The 19,427-nt window shown below is 45.0% G+C and carries 21 protein-coding genes, 2 pseudogenes and 1 other annotated feature; of the genes and pseudogenes, 18 read left to right on the forward strand and 5 right to left on the reverse strand.

What is annotated here, in order from left to right:
• Positions 1-164 precede the first annotated feature (164 nt).
• The 4 genes from ABD014_RS11100 (at position 165) to ABD014_RS11115 (ending at position 4,482) form a co-directional block, all read left to right on the forward strand.
• Positions 165-482: a YerC/YecD family TrpR-related protein gene (locus ABD014_RS11100; protein WP_343860940.1), complete on the forward strand. Its 318-nt coding sequence runs from the start codon at positions 165-167 to the stop codon at positions 480-482.
• 366 nt (positions 483-848) lie between these two features.
• Positions 849-2,255, forward strand: a complete 1,407-nt coding sequence (locus ABD014_RS11105) for a spore germination protein (protein ID WP_343860942.1) — start codon at positions 849-851, stop codon at positions 2,253-2,255.
• Between the two features lie 5 nt (positions 2,256-2,260).
• Positions 2,261-3,349, forward strand: a complete 1,089-nt coding sequence (locus ABD014_RS11110; RefSeq protein WP_343860944.1) for a GerAB/ArcD/ProY family transporter — start codon at positions 2,261-2,263, stop codon at positions 3,347-3,349.
• Positions 3,346-4,482 carry a Ger(x)C family spore germination protein gene (locus tag ABD014_RS11115; RefSeq protein ID WP_343860946.1) on the forward strand — a complete coding sequence of 379 codons (1,137 nt, stop codon included), beginning with the start codon at positions 3,346-3,348 and terminating at the stop codon, positions 4,480-4,482. Before ABD014_RS11110 ends, ABD014_RS11115 begins: the two co-directional genes overlap by 4 nt.
• Here the strand turns inward: ABD014_RS11115 and ABD014_RS11120 are convergent.
• Positions 4,475-4,684, reverse strand: a complete 210-nt coding sequence (locus ABD014_RS11120; RefSeq protein ID WP_343860948.1) for a hypothetical protein — start codon at positions 4,682-4,684, stop codon at positions 4,475-4,477. The genes ABD014_RS11115 and ABD014_RS11120 overlap by 8 nt on opposite strands.
• Before the next feature lie 238 nt (positions 4,685-4,922).
• On the opposite strand from ABD014_RS11120, the gene ABD014_RS11125 reads away from it, so the two are divergent.
• From ABD014_RS11125 to ABD014_RS24850, 14 genes and pseudogenes are all read left to right on the forward strand, one after another.
• Positions 4,923-5,054: a hypothetical protein gene (locus tag ABD014_RS11125; protein ID WP_343860950.1), complete on the forward strand. Its 132-nt coding sequence runs from the start codon at positions 4,923-4,925 to the stop codon at positions 5,052-5,054.
• Positions 5,055-5,172: 118 nt separating this feature from the next.
• A complete protein-coding gene (locus tag ABD014_RS11130) occupies positions 5,173-5,574 on the forward strand; it encodes an Rrf2 family transcriptional regulator (RefSeq protein ID WP_343860952.1) in 402 nt (133 codons plus the stop codon).
• Between the two features lie 267 nt (positions 5,575-5,841).
• Positions 5,842-5,964, forward strand: a complete 123-nt coding sequence (locus ABD014_RS11135; RefSeq protein ID WP_343860954.1) for a hypothetical protein — start codon at positions 5,842-5,844, stop codon at positions 5,962-5,964.
• A 46-nt stretch (positions 5,965-6,010) separates the two neighbouring features.
• The gene (locus tag ABD014_RS11140) at positions 6,011-6,922 is read left to right on the forward strand and encodes an NAD(P)/FAD-dependent oxidoreductase (protein WP_343860956.1); all 912 of its coding nucleotides are present in this window, start codon (positions 6,011-6,013) and stop codon (positions 6,920-6,922) included.
• Positions 6,923-7,102: 180 nt separating this feature from the next.
• Positions 7,103-8,257 carry a type III polyketide synthase gene (locus ABD014_RS11145; RefSeq protein ID WP_343860958.1) on the forward strand — a complete coding sequence of 385 codons (1,155 nt, stop codon included), beginning with the start codon at positions 7,103-7,105 and terminating at the stop codon, positions 8,255-8,257.
• Complete coding sequence (locus tag ABD014_RS11150; protein ID WP_343860960.1) at positions 8,247-8,978, forward strand: methyltransferase domain-containing protein; 732 nt, start codon at positions 8,247-8,249, stop codon at positions 8,976-8,978. The genes ABD014_RS11145 and ABD014_RS11150 overlap by 11 nt, the downstream gene beginning before the upstream one ends.
• Positions 8,979-8,983: 5 nt before the next feature.
• Positions 8,984-10,150 (forward strand): NAD(P)/FAD-dependent oxidoreductase, encoded by a 1,167-nt coding sequence (locus tag ABD014_RS11155; RefSeq protein WP_343860962.1) that lies wholly within the window; start codon positions 8,984-8,986, stop codon positions 10,148-10,150.
• Positions 10,151-10,504: 354 nt separating this feature from the next.
• Positions 10,505-11,122, forward strand: a complete 618-nt coding sequence (locus ABD014_RS11160; protein WP_343860964.1) for an NUDIX hydrolase — start codon at positions 10,505-10,507, stop codon at positions 11,120-11,122.
• Between the two features lie 150 nt (positions 11,123-11,272).
• The gene (locus tag ABD014_RS11165) at positions 11,273-12,223 is read left to right on the forward strand and encodes a LacI family DNA-binding transcriptional regulator (protein WP_343860966.1); all 951 of its coding nucleotides are present in this window, start codon (positions 11,273-11,275) and stop codon (positions 12,221-12,223) included.
• 229 nt (positions 12,224-12,452) lie between these two features.
• A pseudogene (locus ABD014_RS11170) lies at positions 12,453-13,366 on the forward strand (alpha/beta hydrolase family protein); the annotation flags it as partial.
• Positions 13,367-13,827: 461 nt separating this feature from the next.
• Positions 13,828-14,062: a binding site (T-box leader), on the forward strand.
• Positions 14,063-14,118: 56 nt separating this feature from the next.
• Entirely contained in the window at positions 14,119-14,241 is a 123-nt protein-coding gene (locus tag ABD014_RS11175; RefSeq protein WP_343860968.1) for a hypothetical protein, read from the forward strand.
• Between the two features lie 81 nt (positions 14,242-14,322).
• Positions 14,323-15,189 (forward strand): GNAT family N-acetyltransferase, encoded by an 867-nt coding sequence (locus tag ABD014_RS11180; RefSeq protein ID WP_343860970.1) that lies wholly within the window; start codon positions 14,323-14,325, stop codon positions 15,187-15,189.
• Positions 15,190-15,265: 76 nt separating this feature from the next.
• Complete coding sequence (locus ABD014_RS11185) at positions 15,266-15,502, forward strand: adhesin (RefSeq protein WP_343860972.1); 237 nt, start codon at positions 15,266-15,268, stop codon at positions 15,500-15,502.
• A gap of 380 nt (positions 15,503-15,882) precedes the next feature.
• Positions 15,883-15,960: pseudogene (locus ABD014_RS24850) on the forward strand (DUF1259 domain-containing protein); the annotation flags it as partial.
• A gap of 322 nt (positions 15,961-16,282) precedes the next feature.
• Here the strand turns inward: ABD014_RS24850 and ABD014_RS11190 are convergent.
• Genes ABD014_RS11190 through ABD014_RS11205 form a run of 4 tightly spaced genes read right to left on the reverse strand, consistent with a single transcriptional unit; the run spans position 16,283 to position 19,319 of the window.
• The gene (locus ABD014_RS11190; protein ID WP_343860974.1) at positions 16,283-16,858 is read right to left on the reverse strand and encodes a hypothetical protein; all 576 of its coding nucleotides are present in this window, start codon (positions 16,856-16,858) and stop codon (positions 16,283-16,285) included.
• A gap of 4 nt (positions 16,859-16,862) precedes the next feature.
• Positions 16,863-17,669 carry an energy-coupling factor transporter transmembrane component T family protein gene (locus ABD014_RS11195; RefSeq protein ID WP_343860976.1) on the reverse strand — a complete coding sequence of 269 codons (807 nt, stop codon included), beginning with the start codon at positions 17,667-17,669 and terminating at the stop codon, positions 16,863-16,865.
• Positions 17,670-17,673: 4 nt separating this feature from the next.
• Entirely contained in the window at positions 17,674-18,528 is an 855-nt protein-coding gene (locus ABD014_RS11200) for an ATP-binding cassette domain-containing protein (RefSeq protein ID WP_343860978.1), read from the reverse strand.
• On the reverse strand, positions 18,528-19,319 hold the full coding sequence (locus ABD014_RS11205; protein WP_343860980.1) for an ATP-binding cassette domain-containing protein: 792 nt from the start codon (positions 19,317-19,319) through the stop codon (positions 18,528-18,530). Before ABD014_RS11205 ends, ABD014_RS11200 begins: the two co-directional genes overlap by 1 nt.
• Positions 19,320-19,427: the final 108 nt, after the last annotated feature.

A 19,427-nucleotide genomic window follows, 5' to 3' on the forward strand; every position in this document is an offset into this window, starting at 1 on the left:
TTTTCTGCGGTAGAATATGAAAGTTGGCGATACAAAAATAGAATTTATTCGGGGTGACGCATAATAAAATAACGATAAATGGCATTTGACGAAACTTGTCGAATGATTATGCCTTATGTTATACATAGAGAGGGAACTTGTCATGACTCGAGGAGGGACTATTAATGCTTATTGATGAATTAAAAGGTAAAGCATTGGATGAATTTGTAGAAGGCATCCTAACTTTAGAGACAAAAGAGGAGTGCTATGCTTTCTTTGATGATTTATGTACTGTTAATGAAATAAAGACATTAGTTCAACGTTTTCAAGTTGCAAAAATGCTGTATAACAATAATACGTACAGTAAGATTGAATCGGATGCAGGAGCGAGCACAGCTACCATCTCGCGTGTGAAGCGATCTCTGTACCACGGAAATAACAGCTATGAACTGATGTTCAGCCGTATGCAGAACAACCCTGAGTCCAACAAGAAGACAGATTAAGCAGCGGAAATTAGTATGAGGAATTTTTTTAATATTGCAAACAGGATAAAGCGCTTCCAAAATATATAATTTTGGTATAATCGGATATTTTAGGTGATTTATTTCTTATAGGTGAAAATTAGCGGTAAAATGAGGAAAGTCGAACACGATTCTATACGAATCGTGTTCGACTTTTTTATTGCTATTTGAAGATCTCGTTCCAGGAGTTCTTGGATGCCGTCATGTCTATGAGACAGCTCCTGAATAACAATCTTACCACTGATCATCTTAACTAAAAGAGCATAATCAGAAGCAAAGTTGTTTTTTGAATACATTTCCATTCCGTGCGACATACTAACTGTTATCTCATTTCATGGGAGGAGCATTATGTGGGAAACGAAACTACGCGCTTTGCTTGAACAGAATTCTGATATCGTATTTCGCAAAATTGAGATTCATGACGAAATAATGATTCTGGTTTATATAGAAGGACTTGTGAATGATGTCTACGTACAAGAACAAATCATTCCTTCACTATTTCATGAAGCTAGGTTTGATACCGTTCCAAAGCATGCTTTGGACGAATTGGAACAAGCGCTGGAGGCATTGTTTAACGGCAGTGTTCTCGTGCTGACTAATCAGAGTGAATTTGCCTATCCACTCTCTGGAGAAGGCATTCAAAACCGTTCCATCGTAGAACCGACCAGCGAGCATACTCTTCGCGGCCCCAGAGACGGATTCGTCGAATCCATTTCTACCAACCTTTCTCTCATTCGCAGAAGGTATCCCGATACCCGTCTGCAGGTAAGGATATCCCGCATCGGCACACACAGCAAGACAAAGGTGGCCTTGGTATATGTCGACGGTATCGTAAATCCTGAAATTCTAAAAGAAGTTGAGCAGCGAATAAAATCAATCCAAATTGACGAGCTGCTGGATAGCGGAACGATCGAGCAATGGATTGAGGACAGCTGGTATTCTCCATTTCCTCAAGTCCAATATACGGAACAACCGGTAAGAGTGGTCTCAGCCATTGCAGAAGGAAGAATTGCCATCGTCGTGGATGGAACTCCTATTGTGTTGATGGTACCTCTTACTTTCTCTATGTTGTTTCAGGCTATGGACGATTATTCCGAACGCTGGCTCGTTGGGTCGGCTATCCGAGTCATCCGCATCATAGGTTCGGTTATCGCTTTAATTTTACCTGGGCTCTATATTGCTCTCCTGTCCTATCATCCCGGTATGATTCCGACCCAACTGACGCTTTCGATCGCCGCTTCGCGGGCCGATGCTCCTTTTCCCGCTTTTGTTGAGGCACTTCTAATGGAGGCCACATTGGAATTGTTGCGGGAAGCAGGTTTGCGCCTGCCTGGCTTCATCGGACAGACGATTGGAATCGTCGGCGGACTGGTGATCGGCCAGGCCGCCGTGGAAGCGGGAATCGTAAGTCCTATCATGGTTATCGTTGTGGCACTAACTGCGATTTGTTCCTTCATGATTCCATCCTATAACGGGGCGATTGCGATACGCCTGCTGCGTTTTCCGCTCATGGTTTTCGTGAGTGTCTTGGGTCTTCTAGGGTTGATCTTGGGTGTTATGATCATCATTGCACACCTCATCTCGCTAAAATCATTTGGAGTAAATTACTTGTCTCCATTTGCCCCTTTCCATACCGCAGATTGGAAAGATTCCGTAATCCGCGCTCCGCTCCCTTTACTGAAAAAACGTCCATCTGTACTCAAGCCTTTGAAAGAACAGCGATTGAAGCTGGACCAACGTAAAAAGGGGTGGTAATGCCGATGATTAAGGACAAAATTACAAATATACAAATGGGATTCTTGTTATTTTCCTCTATGGTAGGTGTCGGAATATTATCCTTGCCGCAGCAAGTTGCTAACCAGGCCAGCGTGGATGGATGGATCGTAATTATCGCTAGCGGAATACTAGCTGCCTGCTCGGCTCTATTGATGGCGAAGATCGGTGAACGCTTTCCAGAGAAAAGCCTGATTGAGTACAGTCCGTTACTCATAGGCAAACCTATGGGCATCATGCTATGCCTTCTGTTCGTTATTTACTTCATAGTATTTGCCAGTACGGTCACCCGTATTTCAGCCGACGTTACCAAGCTGTTTCTGTTGGATGATACGCCAGTTGAAGTGGTTATACTCAGTACTTTCTTGACCAGTACTTATATCATTACGCACGGAATCAACGCGATCGCCCGCTTCAATCAGTTTATTCAGCCGATCGCTTTCTTTTTGCTGGTCCTTGTACTGCTTCTTACGTTCAGCGATGCGGATCTGGGGAATAATCTGCCGATTCTCGGAGACGGGATCTGGCCGGTCGTTGCTAGTTTACCCTCCACGTCGTTTTCATTTTTGGGATTTGAAACGATATTGTTTCTGCTGCCCTTTATGAAGACGCCCAAAAAATCCAGCCGTGTCATTTTCGGTGCGTTCAGTACGATCATATTCATTTATGTGTTTATTGTGATTGCCTGTGTGAGCGCACTGGGCGCCAAGGAAGTGGCTTATGTGAATTTCCCGACACTGACCATCGCGAAAAACATTCAATTCCAAGGAAGTTTCGTAGAGCGCCTGGAATCGATCATGATGATCAGTTGGGTACCATTCGCTTTGACAACTATGCTTCTGCTGCATTATTGTGCCAGCCTGGTTCTAGCCAAATTGCTCGGACTTCAGGAACACCGCGTCATTTCTATTTTGCTGATTCCAGTCATCTATTTGCTAGCGGTGCTGCCTCAAAATGTACTGCAGGTTGAAATGTGGAGCCAAGCGGTCGGGGCGTTCGGCGCTTCGCTTAATATTCTAGCCATCGCCGTATTATGGTTGGGGTATGGTGTGAACAGAAGGAGGAGACGGCTTTGAAATATCGCTTTCTAAAGACGATTATTGCCTTGCTGCTAGTTTTTTTCCTCACAGGTTGCTGGGATCGGGTAGAGATCGAGAATCGGATTTTTGTACTCGCAGTAGCGATTGACAAAGAAATGAAGAAAGATGGGAAGAGGCTGTATGAATTGACAATTCAGGTCGCAGAACCGAAAGCTTTATCCGGAAAGAGCCCCCCGTCCGACGTAAAGCCAGTCTGGAATGTCAGTGTTACGGGCGGCTCCATTTTTGATTGTATGCGCTCGATGGCCACCAAGGTTGCCAGAGTTCCTTTCTATGAGCATTTGCAAGTGATCGTAATCAGTGAAGAGCTCGCAAAAGATGGAATCTCAGCTCCGATGGATCTGTTCCTCCGGGACCATGAACTCCGCAGAAAGACGAATCTCGTTGTGACACCTGGCAAAGCGAAGGATATTCTGGACATCAACCATAAATTAATCCCCGTACCTGGGGTTTATTTGAGCAAGCTAACTCAGGAATCGGTCAACAAAACCTCAAAGATGCCTCAAAATTCAACAGTTGGCGCTTTTTCGGTCAATTACAGGGCGAATCGTAATAGTCTGTTGATAAAAGTGGATCCTCGGGTAGATCATGTCATTATGCAAGGAGGCGCGCTATTCAATAAAGACAAGTTCGCAGGCTGGCTGGAAAGCAATGATGTGAGATCGCACCAATGGGTCGTCGGAACGGTACAAGCCGGGAATTACCTGATAGTTAACGAAAAAGGGAATCAACATTTCACTACGTTTGAAGTGAAAAATATGCGTTCCATCATTAAACCTCATATTCGAAATGGAAAGCCTTACTTTACGGTACGGATTATTGCGGAAGGAAATATTGGTGAGGATGGTCTCTCCCTGAATCCGACCCCCGAAGATCTAAGAAAGATTGAGCAAATGCTGAATAATGAAATTCGTCACGACGCGAATCTTATTATACAAAAACTTCAAAATGAGTATGGGCTTGATATCTTTGAGTTCGGCGAGGAATTACGCCGGCACAAGTATGCTTATTGGAAGCAGCATGAACAAGAATGGGATAATATATTTCGAACCGTAGACGTAAGTGTTCAAGTAGAGACGTCTATACGCCGAATAGGTCATGTCAAATAACGATCAATTTGACGATGATAACGACACAGGAGAGCAGAAGGCAGGCGTAGCCTCCATATTTTGCAAATGCGGCATCGTAAGATAATTTTCTGTCCGCATAGCTGATGAAATAACGAAATCTTAAAAAGAGACCGATTCCCACCAGCAGAGCCGCCATGTAATAGGAGGAATGCGATTCGATAAATCTGGTTACCATAGTCATCTACAAGATACCTCTTCCTAAGGATAGTTCAGAATTAGCATTCCCCGAAGAAGAAGGTATAACCCTAATCTTTGCTAGGTCATACCCCTTTTGGGGCGTGGATTTTGAGGAAGTTGCAACATATTACCTAGATGCTGCAAAACATAGAGAAATAGAATTTGTATTGCGTACTAAAAATATTTGCCGATTTATTCATTAATGGCAACCAACTAGATATCGAAACGTTGAGTTTTGGGTAATGTCCACATTGGCTGGAGCAACGCAGCTTTGCCTAACGATGCCAAAATTAAGCGGGGACGAATATGCAGCCCTGCATGTCAATGCGATCAAGCTGATTTTAAAGGGAATATCGATTGATGATCCCAACTGAAAAAAGAGAACGTAGGGAAGCAACGCATTGAAGCGTTATGGTTCTTGGATTAGAATTGACGTAATGAAACATAATAGTTATTATAGATTCATTAAGTCTGTGTTTGAGGTGATTATGAATGAAGTTCTCCAAGGCTACCGATTACGCCCTTCATACGATGCTCTTTCTTACTGTGGCGACTCCCCAAAAACCAATAGGTGTACAGCAATTGGCTGAACGACAAAAAGTGTCTCCAACCTATTTGTCCAAAATACTGACCAAGTTGGTGAAGGCGGGCATGATTGAATCGATAACGGGGGTGAATGGCGGCTATCGACTCAAACGAAATTGGGAAGATATTTCGTTCCTAGATATTATTCATGCGATTGAAGGTTCGGCTTCCTTGTTCGATTGCAGTTTCGATCATGGACCAGGATGCCCGATTCAAAAGGTGGTGTTATCGGCAGAAGAGAAGATGGAAGAACAGTTGAGAAATCAGAAAATGTCTGATCTTGTGCGGGAGCATAATATAGTCATCTGATATTTCTTTTTTTAAGTTAATTAAAGACAACTAGTATCTTTAAAATCTGTATTATCGAATTATTACTGGGAGAGTGAATTATAAAAGCAGTAACAACAGAAGCACAGCCAGTTTCATATCACCGCCGCAACAGCCCAATGGCTGACAACAGGTTACTTATAGACCCTCGGCATATTGGTTCCGGTATCCGGGTTGATTTCCAATTGAGTCATAAAAATTTTAAGAAAAGGGTTCAGCGAAGAAGGTAGGCGAAGGGCCAGACGGATTATGAACTGGCTAGATATCGCGGTGAACAAGTGGAAATCCGGCAAGGAGGCCGGTTCGGCAAAGTGCTTGTCCATCTGCAAAATCAGCATATGTACGACAGAGAAGGCCGTATCTAGCCTGTAGTCACTATAAATATCGAATAGCATACTAACGAGGAGGGTTAACATTCATGAATAAAGTTGATGTAGCAATTATCGGGGGAGGTCCCGCCGGTTTGAGCGCCGGACTTACACTGGGACGCGCGAGGAAACAGACGATTGTCATTGATGAGGGACGTCCCCGCAATGCTGTGACCCGGGAGGCGCACGGGTTTTTGACGCGGGACGGAATTAGCCCGAGTGAATTCCGACGTATTGCAAAGGAGCAGCTGCGCGTTTATCCTTCGGTTTCCCATGTGGAAGATACCGTTGTGTCGATTTCGGGTGAGGACGGATACTTCTTGCTGGAGACGGCCACAGGGCTGAAGATCGTCAGCAAAAAGCTGCTGTTTGCCGTAGGCATGAAGGATCGCAAGCTTGAAATTCCGGGATTGGCCGAGGTCTACGGAAAGAGTGCGTTTGTTTGCCCGTATTGCGATGGTTGGGAATTAAGAGATGAGCCTCTGGTTGTCATTAGCAGAGGAGCGGCACTCATGCATTTCGCTCCATTGTTGTCGGGGTGGACGAAGCGGTTTGTCGTATGCACGAATGGCCCCGATGAATTGAGCGAGGCTGAACGCGATGAATTGCGGGATCATCATATTCCGCTATTCGATACGCCGATTCGTGCCATTGTATCCAGCGAGGGTATGGTGAACCATGTTGCGCTTGAAGATGGGACAGTAATTCCGTGCACGGGAATCTTCTTCAAGTCGGAACTGGTCCCGGGAACGGAATTTCCGCAGTCCCTTGGCTGCCGCATATCGGACACGGGGGTAATTGCAATCGACGAATTTGGAAAATCCAGTGTCCCTGGCGTTTATGCAGCGGGTGACGCATCTTCACTAATGCATCAATCTATTGCGGCAGCCGCATCAGGGGCTGTAGCTGCGGCAGCCATAAATGGAGAATTAAATCAGGAAGCTTGGCAGAAAACACAATGAATGATCCAACCATCGGCTAGTAGTCGGGGAAACAAATATCTCCTTTAGGTAAACCCAGTCCGAACGGGCTGGGTTTTGTCATGTCCAAAAGATGGGTAAGCTGAAGAGAACGGCTTTGGAATGAACTTAAAGTACCGCAGAGTTGAAGTCGTTAACGTATATTAAGGAGGAAATGATGCTATGGCAGCTGTAAGACCAATGATTGCTATTACAGGAATCGGTACCGCGTTGCCGCCTTATCGAATGGATCAGGCTGATACGGCACGCCGGATTGTTGATGCGCTGAGCAATAGCCCGGATTCAGCCCGTTGGGCCAGAAGAATATTCAAGCAATGCGGTGTCGAGAGCCGGTATACATGCGAACCGGATCTGCTGCAAGAAGCATCGGTATGCCGTTATATGCCGCAAGAAGATCGTTCGAAAGTGCCGTCGACGGCAGAACGGATGGCGGTCTATAAGCGAGAATCCGTCCCCCTCGCTATATCTGCGGCGAGAGCGGCCTTAGCTGATGCGAAGATGGATGCCAAGCAGATCACGCATCTGATCACGGTTAGCTGTACCGGGCAATTCCTTCCAGGCATCGATGCGGCCTTGATTCGAGAGCTAGGGCTTGTGCCCTCGGTCATGCGAATCCCGCTCACCTTCATCGGATGCGCTGCCGGAATGAAGGCGATATGTTTGTCGAAGCAGCTGGTGTCTGGAGATCCGAAGACGAACGTATTGATTGTGTGTGTGGAATTGTGCACCCTCCATATTCAGCCTTCCGGGGATCGGGAAGCTTTGTTCGGCGCTTCTTTCTTCGGCGATGGGGCTTCGGCTTGCGTAATCGGCGCGGCATCTTCGCAGCATCAGCATGTTTACCAGCTTGGTGATGATAGATCGGTACTGCTGCCTGGGGGAGCTGATGAAATGATTTGGGAGATCGGCAATGATGGGTTTGACCTATATCTATCCCCGAATATTCCGAGATTGATTCGCGAACATGTTCCAGCCGAAGTAGCGCATCTCGGTGGTGACGAGCATTCCGAATTATGGGCGATTCATCCGGGAGGCAAAGGCATTGTCGAAGCGCTGCAATCGAGATATGGTCTGAGAGATGAACAGGTTGCGCCAAGTCTCAGTGTCCTGCGAGACATTGGAAATGTGTCCTCCGCCACAATTTTGTTCGTCATGAAGAAGATGAGGGAACAGCTGCAGGAGCAAGGTACGGAGCGGGCATCCGGACTTGCGTTAGCCTTCGGCCCAGGTTTGACGGCGGAGATGATCAAAATTACTTATGTTGCTTCCAGCGTGCCATCCAAGCGCCGCACGGAGAATGCGCATTATGTTTCCTAAGCTTCATCGGCGGGCATCGGCGGCTGAGCTCATGGACGATTTAACAAATGGCGGTGAGGAGCTTCGTGAGGCACTACGGGAGCTTCGCCGCTTGAATCGGCTGTTCGCGGCAAGCGCGCCAACCCTATATGGAATTAAGCAATTGTGGCGGGAGGCGGGCAAGCCGAAGCAGTTGTCCATTACAGACGTCGGTGCAGGCTCCGGTGACGTGAATCGGCGCGTTCTGCAGTGGGCATCGCGGCAAGGCATTACCTTGATGATCACACTGGTCGATATGACAGAAGAAGCTTGTGCCGAAGCGCGTCAATTGTACCTTGATGAGCCGCGGGTTCAAGTCATGCGCGGCAATTTGTTTACGCTCCCTGAGGCGAGAGCGGATATCGTGACAGGCACACAGCTTCTGCATCATTTTTCAGAGGAAGAGCTGCCCCATGCCGTTGCAAGCATGCTGCGGGCGGCCCGGCTTGGCGTTGTCGTGAATGATATCCATCGGCACTGGATCGCTTGGATGGCGGTATGGCTTGCGACACGGACTATTTCATCGAACAGGTATATCTTGAATGACGGCCCTTTGTCCGTGGCCAAAGGCTTCCGCTCGCAGGATTGGAAGCGCCTAAAGCAGGCAATGGGGATCAATCAGATCATGTACTCCTGGAGGCCGTTGTTCCGTTATGCAGTCGTGATCGGTAAGCCTGATTCATATTTAAGCGGACGGAGCTGATCGAATTGGAGCATGATGTGGATGTCGTCGTTCTCGGGGGAGGCATCTCAGGAAGTTGTATCACTAAGGCACTCGCGGAGAAGCAGTGGGAGACGGCCTTGATCGACCGGCGGGCCTTCCCGCGTCATAAGGTATGCGGGGAATTCCTTTCGCCAGAAGCCCAGAGCACTCTGCACGCTCTAGGATTAATCGAGACGGTTGTGTCGCTTCATCCGACGCGGATTGAACGGGCTCAGCTCATCTTCGAGCAGGGTGGAAAAATCGAGCTTCCGATCCCTGGCGTTGCCTGGGGACTTAGCCGATATGCAATGGATGAGGCGTTGCATACAGCCGCGATGCAGACTGGGGCACAGCTGCACTTATCGACCACGATTACTGGAATTGAGCAGCATGGAAAAGGTTATACCGTTCGAACGAAGCAGGGAACGGATTCGAACCTGTTCCATGCCAGGTCTATCATTGCGGCCTGGGGAGCGAATTCGCGGATGCGAATGAATGGACATCGTCCGGATGCAGCCGCTTCGTGCCAGCAAACCTACATTGGCGTTAAAACCCATTATGCCGTAAAGATGGAGCCGGTGATTGAGATGTATTTCTTCCACGGTGGATATTTAGGACTATGCCCGGTCGAGGATGGCAGCGTGAATGCTGCGGCGCTGCTTAATCGTAGCGAATTTGCGAAGGCGGGCAAATCGGTGTTGTCCATTCTGGAAGCGGCGATTCAGCGCAACCAAAAACTAGCCGAGCGGCTTGCAACAGCTGTGCCCGTTCGCGATACACAAGCTGCCATTGCTCCCGTCTATCTCCAGCATAAGCCAGCGCCATGGGACGGGCTACCTCGGCTAGGCGACGCTTCCGCGATGATCGCTCCTCTTTGCGGCGACGGGATGTCAATGGCGCTGCGCTCGGCTGCATTATGCGCTCCGCTCGCGGACAGTTTTTTGCGGGGAAGCATTTCTTTGCTGGAATGGGAACAACGCTATACGCAAGCGATCCGGCAGGAATTCGCCAGCCCTCTAAGATGGGGTAGCCTGCTGCAATGGCTCATGAGCAAGCCTACTGTTCAGCAGCTTCTGCCAAGCGCTGCCCGATTTGCGCCTCTGCTGGCAAACGGTTTAGTTCAAGCGACAAGATTGAAGCCGTTAGAACCGCAGGAATTTTATACGAAGTGATGATTGAAATACAATTGAACGATATACGCCTCTATATGGCCTCTTCTAAGTTTGTTGAACTTGGGAGAGGTTTTTTTGTTGCTTAAGACATTTACACATGTCATTTTTATCAATTTGTTCAAATGAAATTAGTTATCACACCAACTGTACGTCATATTGACCTGAAATGGATTTCATACTTTATTATTCAAAGAGGAGATCCTCACAAATAATGTTGATGGAGGTCGGTATAAAACGCTATAAGAGTGTGAATATATGGGGATGGTCGGCTAAAGCGACGCCAAAGAGCGTGGAGAGAGCCGGCGATTCGCCTGCTTTAAATTTGCGATATCATAAATATTGAGGGTGGTAAAATTGGAAGATAAGTGGCTTGAATGGGCAAAGCATCTACAGTCTATAGCACAGGCGGGGTTAACCTACTCAAAAGATCCATATGATTTAGAAAGATTTCAGCAGATACGTGATATCAGCGTAGAAATGATGGCAAAGTATACAAGTACAGAAATGAAACTAATCAAAGACCTGTTTGCAAATGAAACTGGCTATGCCACACCCAAAGTAGATATTAGAGCTGTAATATTTAAAGATGATCAAATACTCATGGTAAGAGAAAAAATGGATGGGAAGTGGGCTCTACCTGGCGGGTGGGCTGATATTGGTCTATCTCCAAGTGAAGTAGCAGTAAAGGAAGCAAAAGAGGAGTCTGGATTTGATGTGAGGGCTATAAGACTGTTAGCAGTACATGACAAAAAACTCCATCCACATCCTCCTTCACCTTATCATGTTTATAAGCTTTTTATACAGTGTGAAATTGTTGGTGGGCAAGCTGCGATAGGTACAGAAACAAGTGAAGTTAAATTCTTTTACGAAAATAATCTACCTGATGAACTATCTATTGAAAGGAATACAGAATCCCAGATAAGAATGGCTTTTAGTCTTAGCAAGAAGAAAGGACAAGTGGAGTGTGACTAATCGATAATCGGACAACCGGGAATTGGCCATATTGATCGCTTTGGTTAGTCCTGTAACAGCGGTTTTTTCGCTTTCAGTATAATAGATTTGCTTGGCACGGATCCAAAGGCCAGATGTAAGAGGTAGAAGTAGAAATAGGAGAAGGTGACGATGGCAAACATTAAAGAAATCGCAAAGCGTGCCGGCGTATCCGTATCGACGGTTTCAAGGGTGTTGAATCAACATCCTTACGTGTCGGATTTGAAGCGAGCAGCTGTACAACGTGTGATTGATGAACTGGACTACACCCCTAACCGATTAGCTGTCGATTTAATTCGCAAGGAAACAAGAAGTATCGGTGTGATCATGCCGTACAACAACAATCAAGCATTTGATCAATTGCTTCATGGCGTACTTAACCGATCGGTTGAGCTTGATTATACCGTGGTGATTCTGCCTACCAAGTACGATCCGGATAAAGAGCTCAGTTACTTAAATATGCTGAAAAATAAACAACTGGATGGAATCATCATTACCTCTCGTTCGAACACTTGGGATGCGATTCTACCCTATACCAAATATGGGACAATCGTGGCCTGCGAGTTTTCGGATCATCCTGAGATTGGCTGTGCCTACATGGATCGATATGAATCTTATGTAAATACATTTCAATTGTTAAAGGATAAAGGGCATTCCCAAGTCGCTTTTACAACAGCAAGAGGAGAAGAGAGCAATAGTACGAAGCTGACGATAAAAGCGTATCAGAATATCTTTGGCGACCTGCCGTCGAAATACCATATCAAGGACTGCTACAGCATTGATGACGGGATAAGAGCTGCTCAACAACTGCTTCATTTAGATTCAAGACCAACTGCAGTTTACGCGAACGGCGACGAGGTTGCGTCAGGCATCTATCAGCACGCGAGAAGCCTACAGCTGAGAGTCCCGGAGGATCTGGCGATTATCGGCCAAGAAAACCAGCCTGTTGGAATTGGGTTGAGCTTATCAACGGTTGATCATCAATTAGTGAAAGTGGGAGAACAAGCTTTTGATCTAACAATTAACAGATCTAAGGATAAGATAGAGATTCCATATCAAATTATTGTACGGCATACTACATAACTAATTCGCCTAGTTCTTCACAATCTATTAAGGGTGGGACGGCGGGAGCGAAACGCGGCTGTCGGCATGATCGGCAGCCGAGTTGTGCTAACTGGCAGATTTGTTGAATCAGGTATAGCACCAGCAAGATCAAGATAATTATTTTGCCTTTAGCTTGTTATTTGAAAATTCTAGGAACTCTATGACTCAAGTTACAAGCAACTTCAAACGATATAGTTCCTAACATATCGAGGATATGACGAAGCTGATCGTTAGTGTTTCGAATGACAAGACTTACGGGATGTATTATTTTTACGATAGCGTATCGGGTGAGTTAACATCCTTAGGTAATCTGAGTCCGTGGCTTAAACCAGATCAGATGGCTGATATGTATCCGATCTCTTACAAGAGCAGAGATGGATTAACGATTTACGGTTACTTAACATTACCGAAAAATAAAAAGCCTCAAAATCTGCCGCTGATCATTAATCCGCATGGTGGGCCGTGGACACGTGATATGTGGGGCTTCAACCCGGAAGTACAATTGCTCGCAAACCGCGGGTATGCCGTACTTCAAATGAATTTCCGTGCATCAATGGGGTATGGGAAGTCCTCTAGGGATGCAGGAAATAAACAATGGGGATTGAAAATTCAAGATGATATTACTGACGGTGTGAAGTGGGCGATTCAGCAAGGGATTGCTAATCCGAAACGAGTTGGTATTTATGGCGGTTCGTTTGGCGGATACGCAACCTTGACAGGCATTACGAAAACGCCGGGATTGTATGCTGCTGCTGTTGATTATGTAGGTGTATCGAATATGTTCTCGTTCTTGGGATCGATCCCACCGTATTGGGAGACCATGAGAAATCTCTTAAACGAACGTGTCGGCGATGTCGAAAAGGACAAAGAAATGCTGAAGCAAGTTTCGCCGGTGTTCCACGTCGATAAGATCGTAACTCCATTATTCGTGGCTCAAGGGGCGAATGATCCGCGGGTAAACAAAGCAGAATCCGACCAAATTGTCGAAGCACTCAAAAAACGCGGCGTGCAAGTGGAGTATATGGTCAAGGATGATGAAGGACATGGCTTCACCAACGAAGAGAACTTAATCGATTTCTACATACAATGATCAAGTTTTTGGATAAATATTTGAAGCCGTAGAGCAAATAAGGTAAGAGTTGCTAGAGAATAGTTACTATGCTATTATTCAGGAAATTATACAAAACGGATGGGGTAGCACCTCTTGATAGTAAGCGTTTAAGATTGTCTCTCTGCTAAATCATACTAAAGCATCATTTTCCCTTCCAATTCTACTAATTCTCCTGTCGAACCAAGGAAAGTTCGACACACCCCGTTGATTATCTGGCAAAAGAAAATAAAGAATTTTCTTAATTCTTAGGTTAAAATCAGTCCTCTGTTAAAGAACTACATGCTACCCGCGTACGTTCTTTAATTACTAATTGGAAATGAAATATAATGAGGAGGACGTAGCCCAAGCGAAGGCCGGGAGCTTCCTTTTTATTGAACTAACGGGCAGCATTGTTTAATAATGTGAGCTGTTGTTGTTGAGTTATTGACAGAATATTACTGAATATCTTATATTGAACTTTAATTAATAATTACCAAATGCGATGAAGAGGACAAGTAGATACGGAAACGCCGTTCAGAGAACTGCCGGTTGGTGCGAGGCAGCGGATATCCGAATCAAAAAATCACCTCAGAGCTGGCTCCCGAATTATAGTAGATGGGCCCGGGATTCTACCGTTACAAAGAAGCATCGTTGTTGGACGATGGCTAAGTGGGCGTTTATTATAAACGTCAATCAGGGTGGTAACACGGAGCAACTCCGTCCCTAATGGGATGGGGTTTTTTTGCGTCTTCACAAATTAATTATAAAATTGGAGGGTTATCGAATGAGTAACTTGATGGTTACAGAACGTTTGACATTACGGCAACTTGAATTTGATGATGCTGAAGCTTTGGGTAGGGATTGGTGCAGTTCAACAGGCAGGGTTAAAGATCAGGAGTACTTTTGATAAATCAGCAAAACCGTAAGAAAGAACGATTAGTTTGGAAAATCTGGAAAAACGTTGAGCAGATGAAAGGGTGATATTGCAATGCAATTCAAGTTGTATACGGATGTGCATGAGTTTTACAATGATACCTATGATGTGCTGATGCGTCATGAAGCACAAAATTTGATTCCTCTTGGCAATATCATAATTGGGCATGAAGGAAAAGACAAAACAGACTGGCGTGACCCTGTAAATTGGCTTATGGCAACTATTTCGGATGCTAAGGGCATACAACTTACCGCCATAATGACACCGCCACACAATATTACGCTTTATGCAACAGACAATATAATAAACCCAGAAGCTATAAACTGTCTGATAGATGGGCTGAAAGACCGTGAAATTCCAGGTGTGATAACCGAAAAAACCTTGGCAGAGTATTTTGCCAAAGAATATACCTTCCGCAAGGGAATAACCTTTAAAACAACCATGAGCCAACGGATATATGAACTTACGGCAGTAAACCCAGACATTCAAAAGGTTGGTATCGTTCGATTGCTAGATGAAAAGGATATTCACTTTTTCCCATACTGGGCTGAAGCATTTTATGCAGCGGGGAGTTATGGCAAAACAGAAATGTCCATCCCGCAAGCTGCAGCCCCTTACCTCTACCGAATAGCATCGAATAAACTCTATATTTTAGAGGACAACGGGATACCCGTTTCTATGGCAGGATATACAAGGGAAATGCAGACGGCTATTGGCGTGGCATTTGTATATACCCCTCCATATAAGCGCAGGAAGGGTTACGCTACTTCAATTGTGGCGCAAATAAGCCAACTTGCATTGGATAAAGGGTTTACTAAGTGCGTCTTATATACGGACTTAGCAAATCCCACATCTAATAGGATCTATCAAAAGATAGGCTATAAGCCAATTTGTGATTCGCTCCAGTTAAAATTTGAATAGTAGAATGATGCGGACAGAAATTCTACTACCTTAGAAAATAAGAGCATAATAAACAGTAAAGATACGGCGGCGCGTTATGGTGGTGTACCGCCGTTTTTTCGTGAACCGAAACAGTAAAGCTAAAGTGTATATTGAAGAAGTGATGAAGGAAGCCGGTATTTTCTCATTACGTTTTGGCTTTTCGGGTCAAGGATGTTGTGGACCCAATTATGAAATGGCGCTTGAAGGCCCAATGGATGAGGACATTATTCATCTGGTAAATCATATTCAAGTGGCTGTAGATCCTCAGATTGCCGATTTGGTCATTGAATAACCGTGGACTATAGAAGACAGTGAGGGTGCTGGACTCATAATCGGTAGCGGATCAAGTTGCTGTTGCGGTGAAGTGGATTCAAATCCCCTGGGCGATAACATCGAGGAGCCGGAAACTGAACTGTACCGCACGGCTATACAAGAAGTGGTCAGTGCTTATCATGAAGGGAAGAAAGTTGCATTCACAAGAGGACGCACGGGGAAAATATAATGTCGGAGGACAAGAACTTGTATTCATACCCGATTAGATAATCGTATCCCGATATAAGAAGCCAGGACCCTGTACGAAAAAATTACACGATTGCTTTAGGATGTAAAGCACATATACGACTTTTCATTACTTTGAGAAATTGTAATCAACCTCCAAGAATTAAATTAATAAAAATGTTTTCGTTTGAATCTCTTGATAAGTCGGGACGCGCGCTTTGTTTGGGTGAGAATGCCGTACACCAAAATCAGGATTTCTTCTCGTCTTTCGCCGAGCGGACCAATTGACACTTGCAATGGAAGCCCGATTTTACTCGTACAACGCGTCATTTTCCCGGTTCTGTTCCGTACGCAAAGCCAGCCTCCGCAACATAAATGGCCCCTTGCGAATCAAATGTCATGATGGGCGGTAATGCAGTTCTTTGATGCAATCTGTAAACGGCTTATATCTCACGTTGATTGTAGCCGAGAGAATAACGATCCCTTGAGAAATATCGATTTTCTCCAATAATGCTAGTTGCTTTTTCTGTTAGGAACATATTCGTTAATATATGAACCTCCTCATCGTAATGGTTTAAATAACCTTGCTCAGCTTTCGTATGATCCATTTACTCATTTCGACCCATACCCAGCAATACAGGAGACAGAATCCAAGTAATAGCGTGGTGACACTCAAGCTAAATGCGGAAGATACGGTTGGCCCTAAAACAGGAAACCGGAAGACGTATAGTAAAAACAAAATTCCTACGAATAACGAGATAGACCCAATCAGTAAGACTGTCAGACGCGATTTTAAAAGCACCAGAGAAATACCGAGCCCAAGGGCTAGTAATCCAGTCGTAAATGGAAAAACAATCAGTTCGCTTGGTTGAATAAAGAGGAGCAGCAATATCGTGAGTAAGTAAGCAATGATTCCGGAACCCGCAGAGAGGACGGAGCCTAGTATAATGGGGGCTGTAGCAAAGGGACTGATTAAAAAGCCAATCCCTGGCAAAATCCCTCCCATGGATTGGAGCATAGCGGAAAGAGCGGCTAAAAAAGCAACCGTTACCATATTTCTTGTGGTAAATGCGCCACCGCTAGAACGTGTTTGAATCTCTGTGACTTCTGGGCACACAGGACCTAGCCAGTACCTTTTGAACTTGCTCATACTTTTAAAATTCACCTCCTTCGATGTAGATTTGGACGGATATCAGAACGATTGCATATCCGATGATGATCCAATCACGCCAACTAAAATGCAAATGGCTTATCTGAGTTTCTTTACCGGGAAAACAGCGGGCTTCCATTGCAAGTGTCAATTGGTCCGCTCGGCGAAAGACGAGAAGAAGTACAACTATCAAAAGCCGGGATCGAGATTGAATTTTGCTTTGTAGATTAGACCCATAACAACGCGCATTTCTCAATTTGTTTGCTTTTAACATCGAATCTACCTCATCGATAAAAAGCGGAATAAATCGGAATGCAAGTGTACTCATCAAGACAAAATTCCGGACGGGAAACCGAACAAAGAGAAGAGGTCGAAGCATCGTTTCTAAACCATCAGTTAACATTTTTGGTGTTGTCGTTACGGTAAACGTTGTTGTCGTTAAAATAATCAAAGCCAGTTTACAAGGAATCATAACGGCTGTTGCCATGCCTTCAAGATGGATATGGATTCCTGCAGTAGTCATCAAAATCTGCCCATCGTGGTTAAAAAGCAGGTGGTAAAAGAACAAAATGAGGAGAAAAGGGAGAATTCCCTTAAGTCCGCTCCACACATAAGCCAACGGTAACTTTGAGAAGAGAATCAAAATAATTGAGGAAAGAGCTAGGATGGCCATACTTAATGCATTTGTTGAGCTGCCAAGCACTGACAGGTAAATGATTATAAAAATCACTTTTGAACGGGGATCTGCTTGATGAAAAAAAGAAGATGTATTCATGAAAAAGCCGAAAGGCAGCAACTTACGTAGGCGCACGCCGTTAGTCCCTCCCCGTAAGCTTGGTGAGGTATGACACCAACTGTTCCTCTTTATAAATATATCTGGGCATGTTTCTGGAAAGCCGTTTTTCAAGCAAATCCATAAGTCGGAGCATGGGAGTTTTTACAAAACCTATTTTTTCAAGATTCCGAAAGCGAGTTCGAATTTCAGAAGGATGGAAATCTTCCACGATTTGGCCATGATCCACTACAACAATTCGTTCCGAATATTCCAGCGCTTCTTCAAGTCGATGCGAGATGTATAATATGGTTATTTTATTTTCAATATGGATCTGCTTTAAGAGAGATAAAATTCTTAGCCGTTCCAAGCCATCTAGGCCGGCAGTCGGTTCATCAAGGATGAGGATTTTCGGTTCTGCAGCCAAGATTCCAGCCAAGGCCACACGACGTAACTCTCCTCCACTGACTTGAAACGGCGATAAGTCCTTAAATCGATTACTACATAGGCCTACGGCTTCCAAAATCTCTTTAACCCGTTCGGTAAGACGTTCGCGCGTTAAACCCAAATGATTCAAACCTTCGGCGACATGGTTAAACACTGTATCTTCCATGACCTGATGTTCGGGGAACTGGGACAAATAACCGACTTCTTTCCAAACTCGGTTACGGTTTGCCTTTTTATTCAGCCGGTATGATCCGATCTTGATATCACCAGATAGAGGAGGAAGCAGGCCGCACATCGTTTGAATCAATGTGGTTTTTCCGCTTCCTACAGCCCCCATAATGGCAACAAACTGTCCGGATGGAATGTGTATGGAAATCCTATTGAGGGCCTTTTTTTCAAAAGGGGTATTGAGGGGATGGATGCTGCTGATATTCTCTAAGAAAATATCCATTATAGGCTCACCAAATCGAGCCATCGTGCTCCGCAATTAGCAACGATGTCACGCATCCGAACCGAAAAGGGAGGAAGCAGGCAGCAATTGGTGAAAATGGATGATTCATTTGTTGCTTCTAAAGGCGGTCCATCAAACCGGATCGAACCTTTATGCATAATAACTAGTCGGCTACAGTTCAAAATTTCCTCCACATCGTTGGTTACCTGAATAATCGTACAGTGTTTACGGTACAACTCGTACATTACCTTGTGCATTTGTTGTGTGCATTTGGCATCGAGCATTGATGTGGATTCATCGAAGATGATGACTTCTGGTTGTATGACAAGAATACCGGCGATCGCAAGCTTCTGCTTTTCACCACCGGATAAACAGTAGGACGGATTATCTTTTTTATCGACAATCTCAAGTAACTCCCAAACATCCCGACACCGATTTTCGACTTCATCCATCGTGATTCCAATATTATGTAAGCCAAAGCGTGTGTCCTCCTCAACCGTCAACCCCACGATTTGGTTCTCGACGTTTTGAAACACCATTCCGACGTTTTGCCGAATATCCATAAGATTGTTTGGGTCACTGACAGACATTCCGCAAACCGTAATTTCTCCTACGGAAGGTTGAAGAAGGCCGTTCATTAATCGAATTAGTGTTGATTTGCCTGAACCGTTTGCACCTATGATTGTAATCCATTCACCTTTATATATGGTGATATTCACTCCTTGGAGTGTCCATTCCTGGCGTGAATCGTACTTGAGCCAGACATCCTTAAGCGAAATGATAGGATTCATCTTTTGCACCTCGATTTCTTAATCATGGCCCTAATGTATATTCCATCTGGGATTTGATTAGAACGACAAATCTTTCTCATCGTGCCTTTTCATGGGCGAATGTCCGAA

Origin of the sequence: Paenibacillus motobuensis (genome assembly GCF_039521865.1) — a bacterium.
In the GTDB taxonomy this organism is placed as follows: Bacteria; Bacillota; Bacilli; order Paenibacillales; family Paenibacillaceae; genus Fontibacillus; species Fontibacillus motobuensis.

Coding starts and splice junctions, on each gene's coding strand:
- ABD014_RS11145 (WP_343860958.1), top strand. CDS start 7,103: ATGGCAGCTGTAAGACCAATGATTGCTATTACAGGAATCGGTACCGCG.
- ABD014_RS11200 (WP_343860978.1), bottom strand. CDS start 18,528: ATGGATATTTTCTTAGAGAATATCAGCAGCATCCATCCCCTCAATACC.
- ABD014_RS11175 (WP_343860968.1), top strand. CDS start 14,119: ATGAGTAACTTGATGGTTACAGAACGTTTGACATTACGGCAACTTGAA.
- ABD014_RS11105 (WP_343860942.1), top strand. CDS start 849: ATGTGGGAAACGAAACTACGCGCTTTGCTTGAACAGAATTCTGATATC.
- ABD014_RS11165 (WP_343860966.1), top strand. CDS start 11,273: ATGGCAAACATTAAAGAAATCGCAAAGCGTGCCGGCGTATCCGTATCG.
- ABD014_RS11190 (WP_343860974.1), bottom strand. CDS start 16,858: ATGAGCAAGTTCAAAAGGTACTGGCTAGGTCCTGTGTGCCCAGAAGTC.
- ABD014_RS11120 (WP_343860948.1), bottom strand. CDS start 4,684: ATGACTATGGTAACCAGATTTATCGAATCGCATTCCTCCTATTACATG.
- ABD014_RS11130 (WP_343860952.1), top strand. CDS start 5,173: ATGAAGTTCTCCAAGGCTACCGATTACGCCCTTCATACGATGCTCTTT.
- ABD014_RS11110 (WP_343860944.1), top strand. CDS start 2,261: ATGATTAAGGACAAAATTACAAATATACAAATGGGATTCTTGTTATTT.
- ABD014_RS11150 (WP_343860960.1), top strand. CDS start 8,247: ATGTTTCCTAAGCTTCATCGGCGGGCATCGGCGGCTGAGCTCATGGAC.
- ABD014_RS11180 (WP_343860970.1), top strand. CDS start 14,323: ATGCAATTCAAGTTGTATACGGATGTGCATGAGTTTTACAATGATACC.
- ABD014_RS11205 (WP_343860980.1), bottom strand. CDS start 19,319: ATGAATCCTATCATTTCGCTTAAGGATGTCTGGCTCAAGTACGATTCA.
- ABD014_RS11100 (WP_343860940.1), top strand. CDS start 165: ATGCTTATTGATGAATTAAAAGGTAAAGCATTGGATGAATTTGTAGAA.
- ABD014_RS11125 (WP_343860950.1), top strand. CDS start 4,923: ATGTCCACATTGGCTGGAGCAACGCAGCTTTGCCTAACGATGCCAAAA.
- ABD014_RS11140 (WP_343860956.1), top strand. CDS start 6,011: ATGAATAAAGTTGATGTAGCAATTATCGGGGGAGGTCCCGCCGGTTTG.
- ABD014_RS11135 (WP_343860954.1), top strand. CDS start 5,842: ATGAACTGGCTAGATATCGCGGTGAACAAGTGGAAATCCGGCAAGGAG.
- ABD014_RS11185 (WP_343860972.1), top strand. CDS start 15,266: ATGGTGGTGTACCGCCGTTTTTTCGTGAACCGAAACAGTAAAGCTAAA.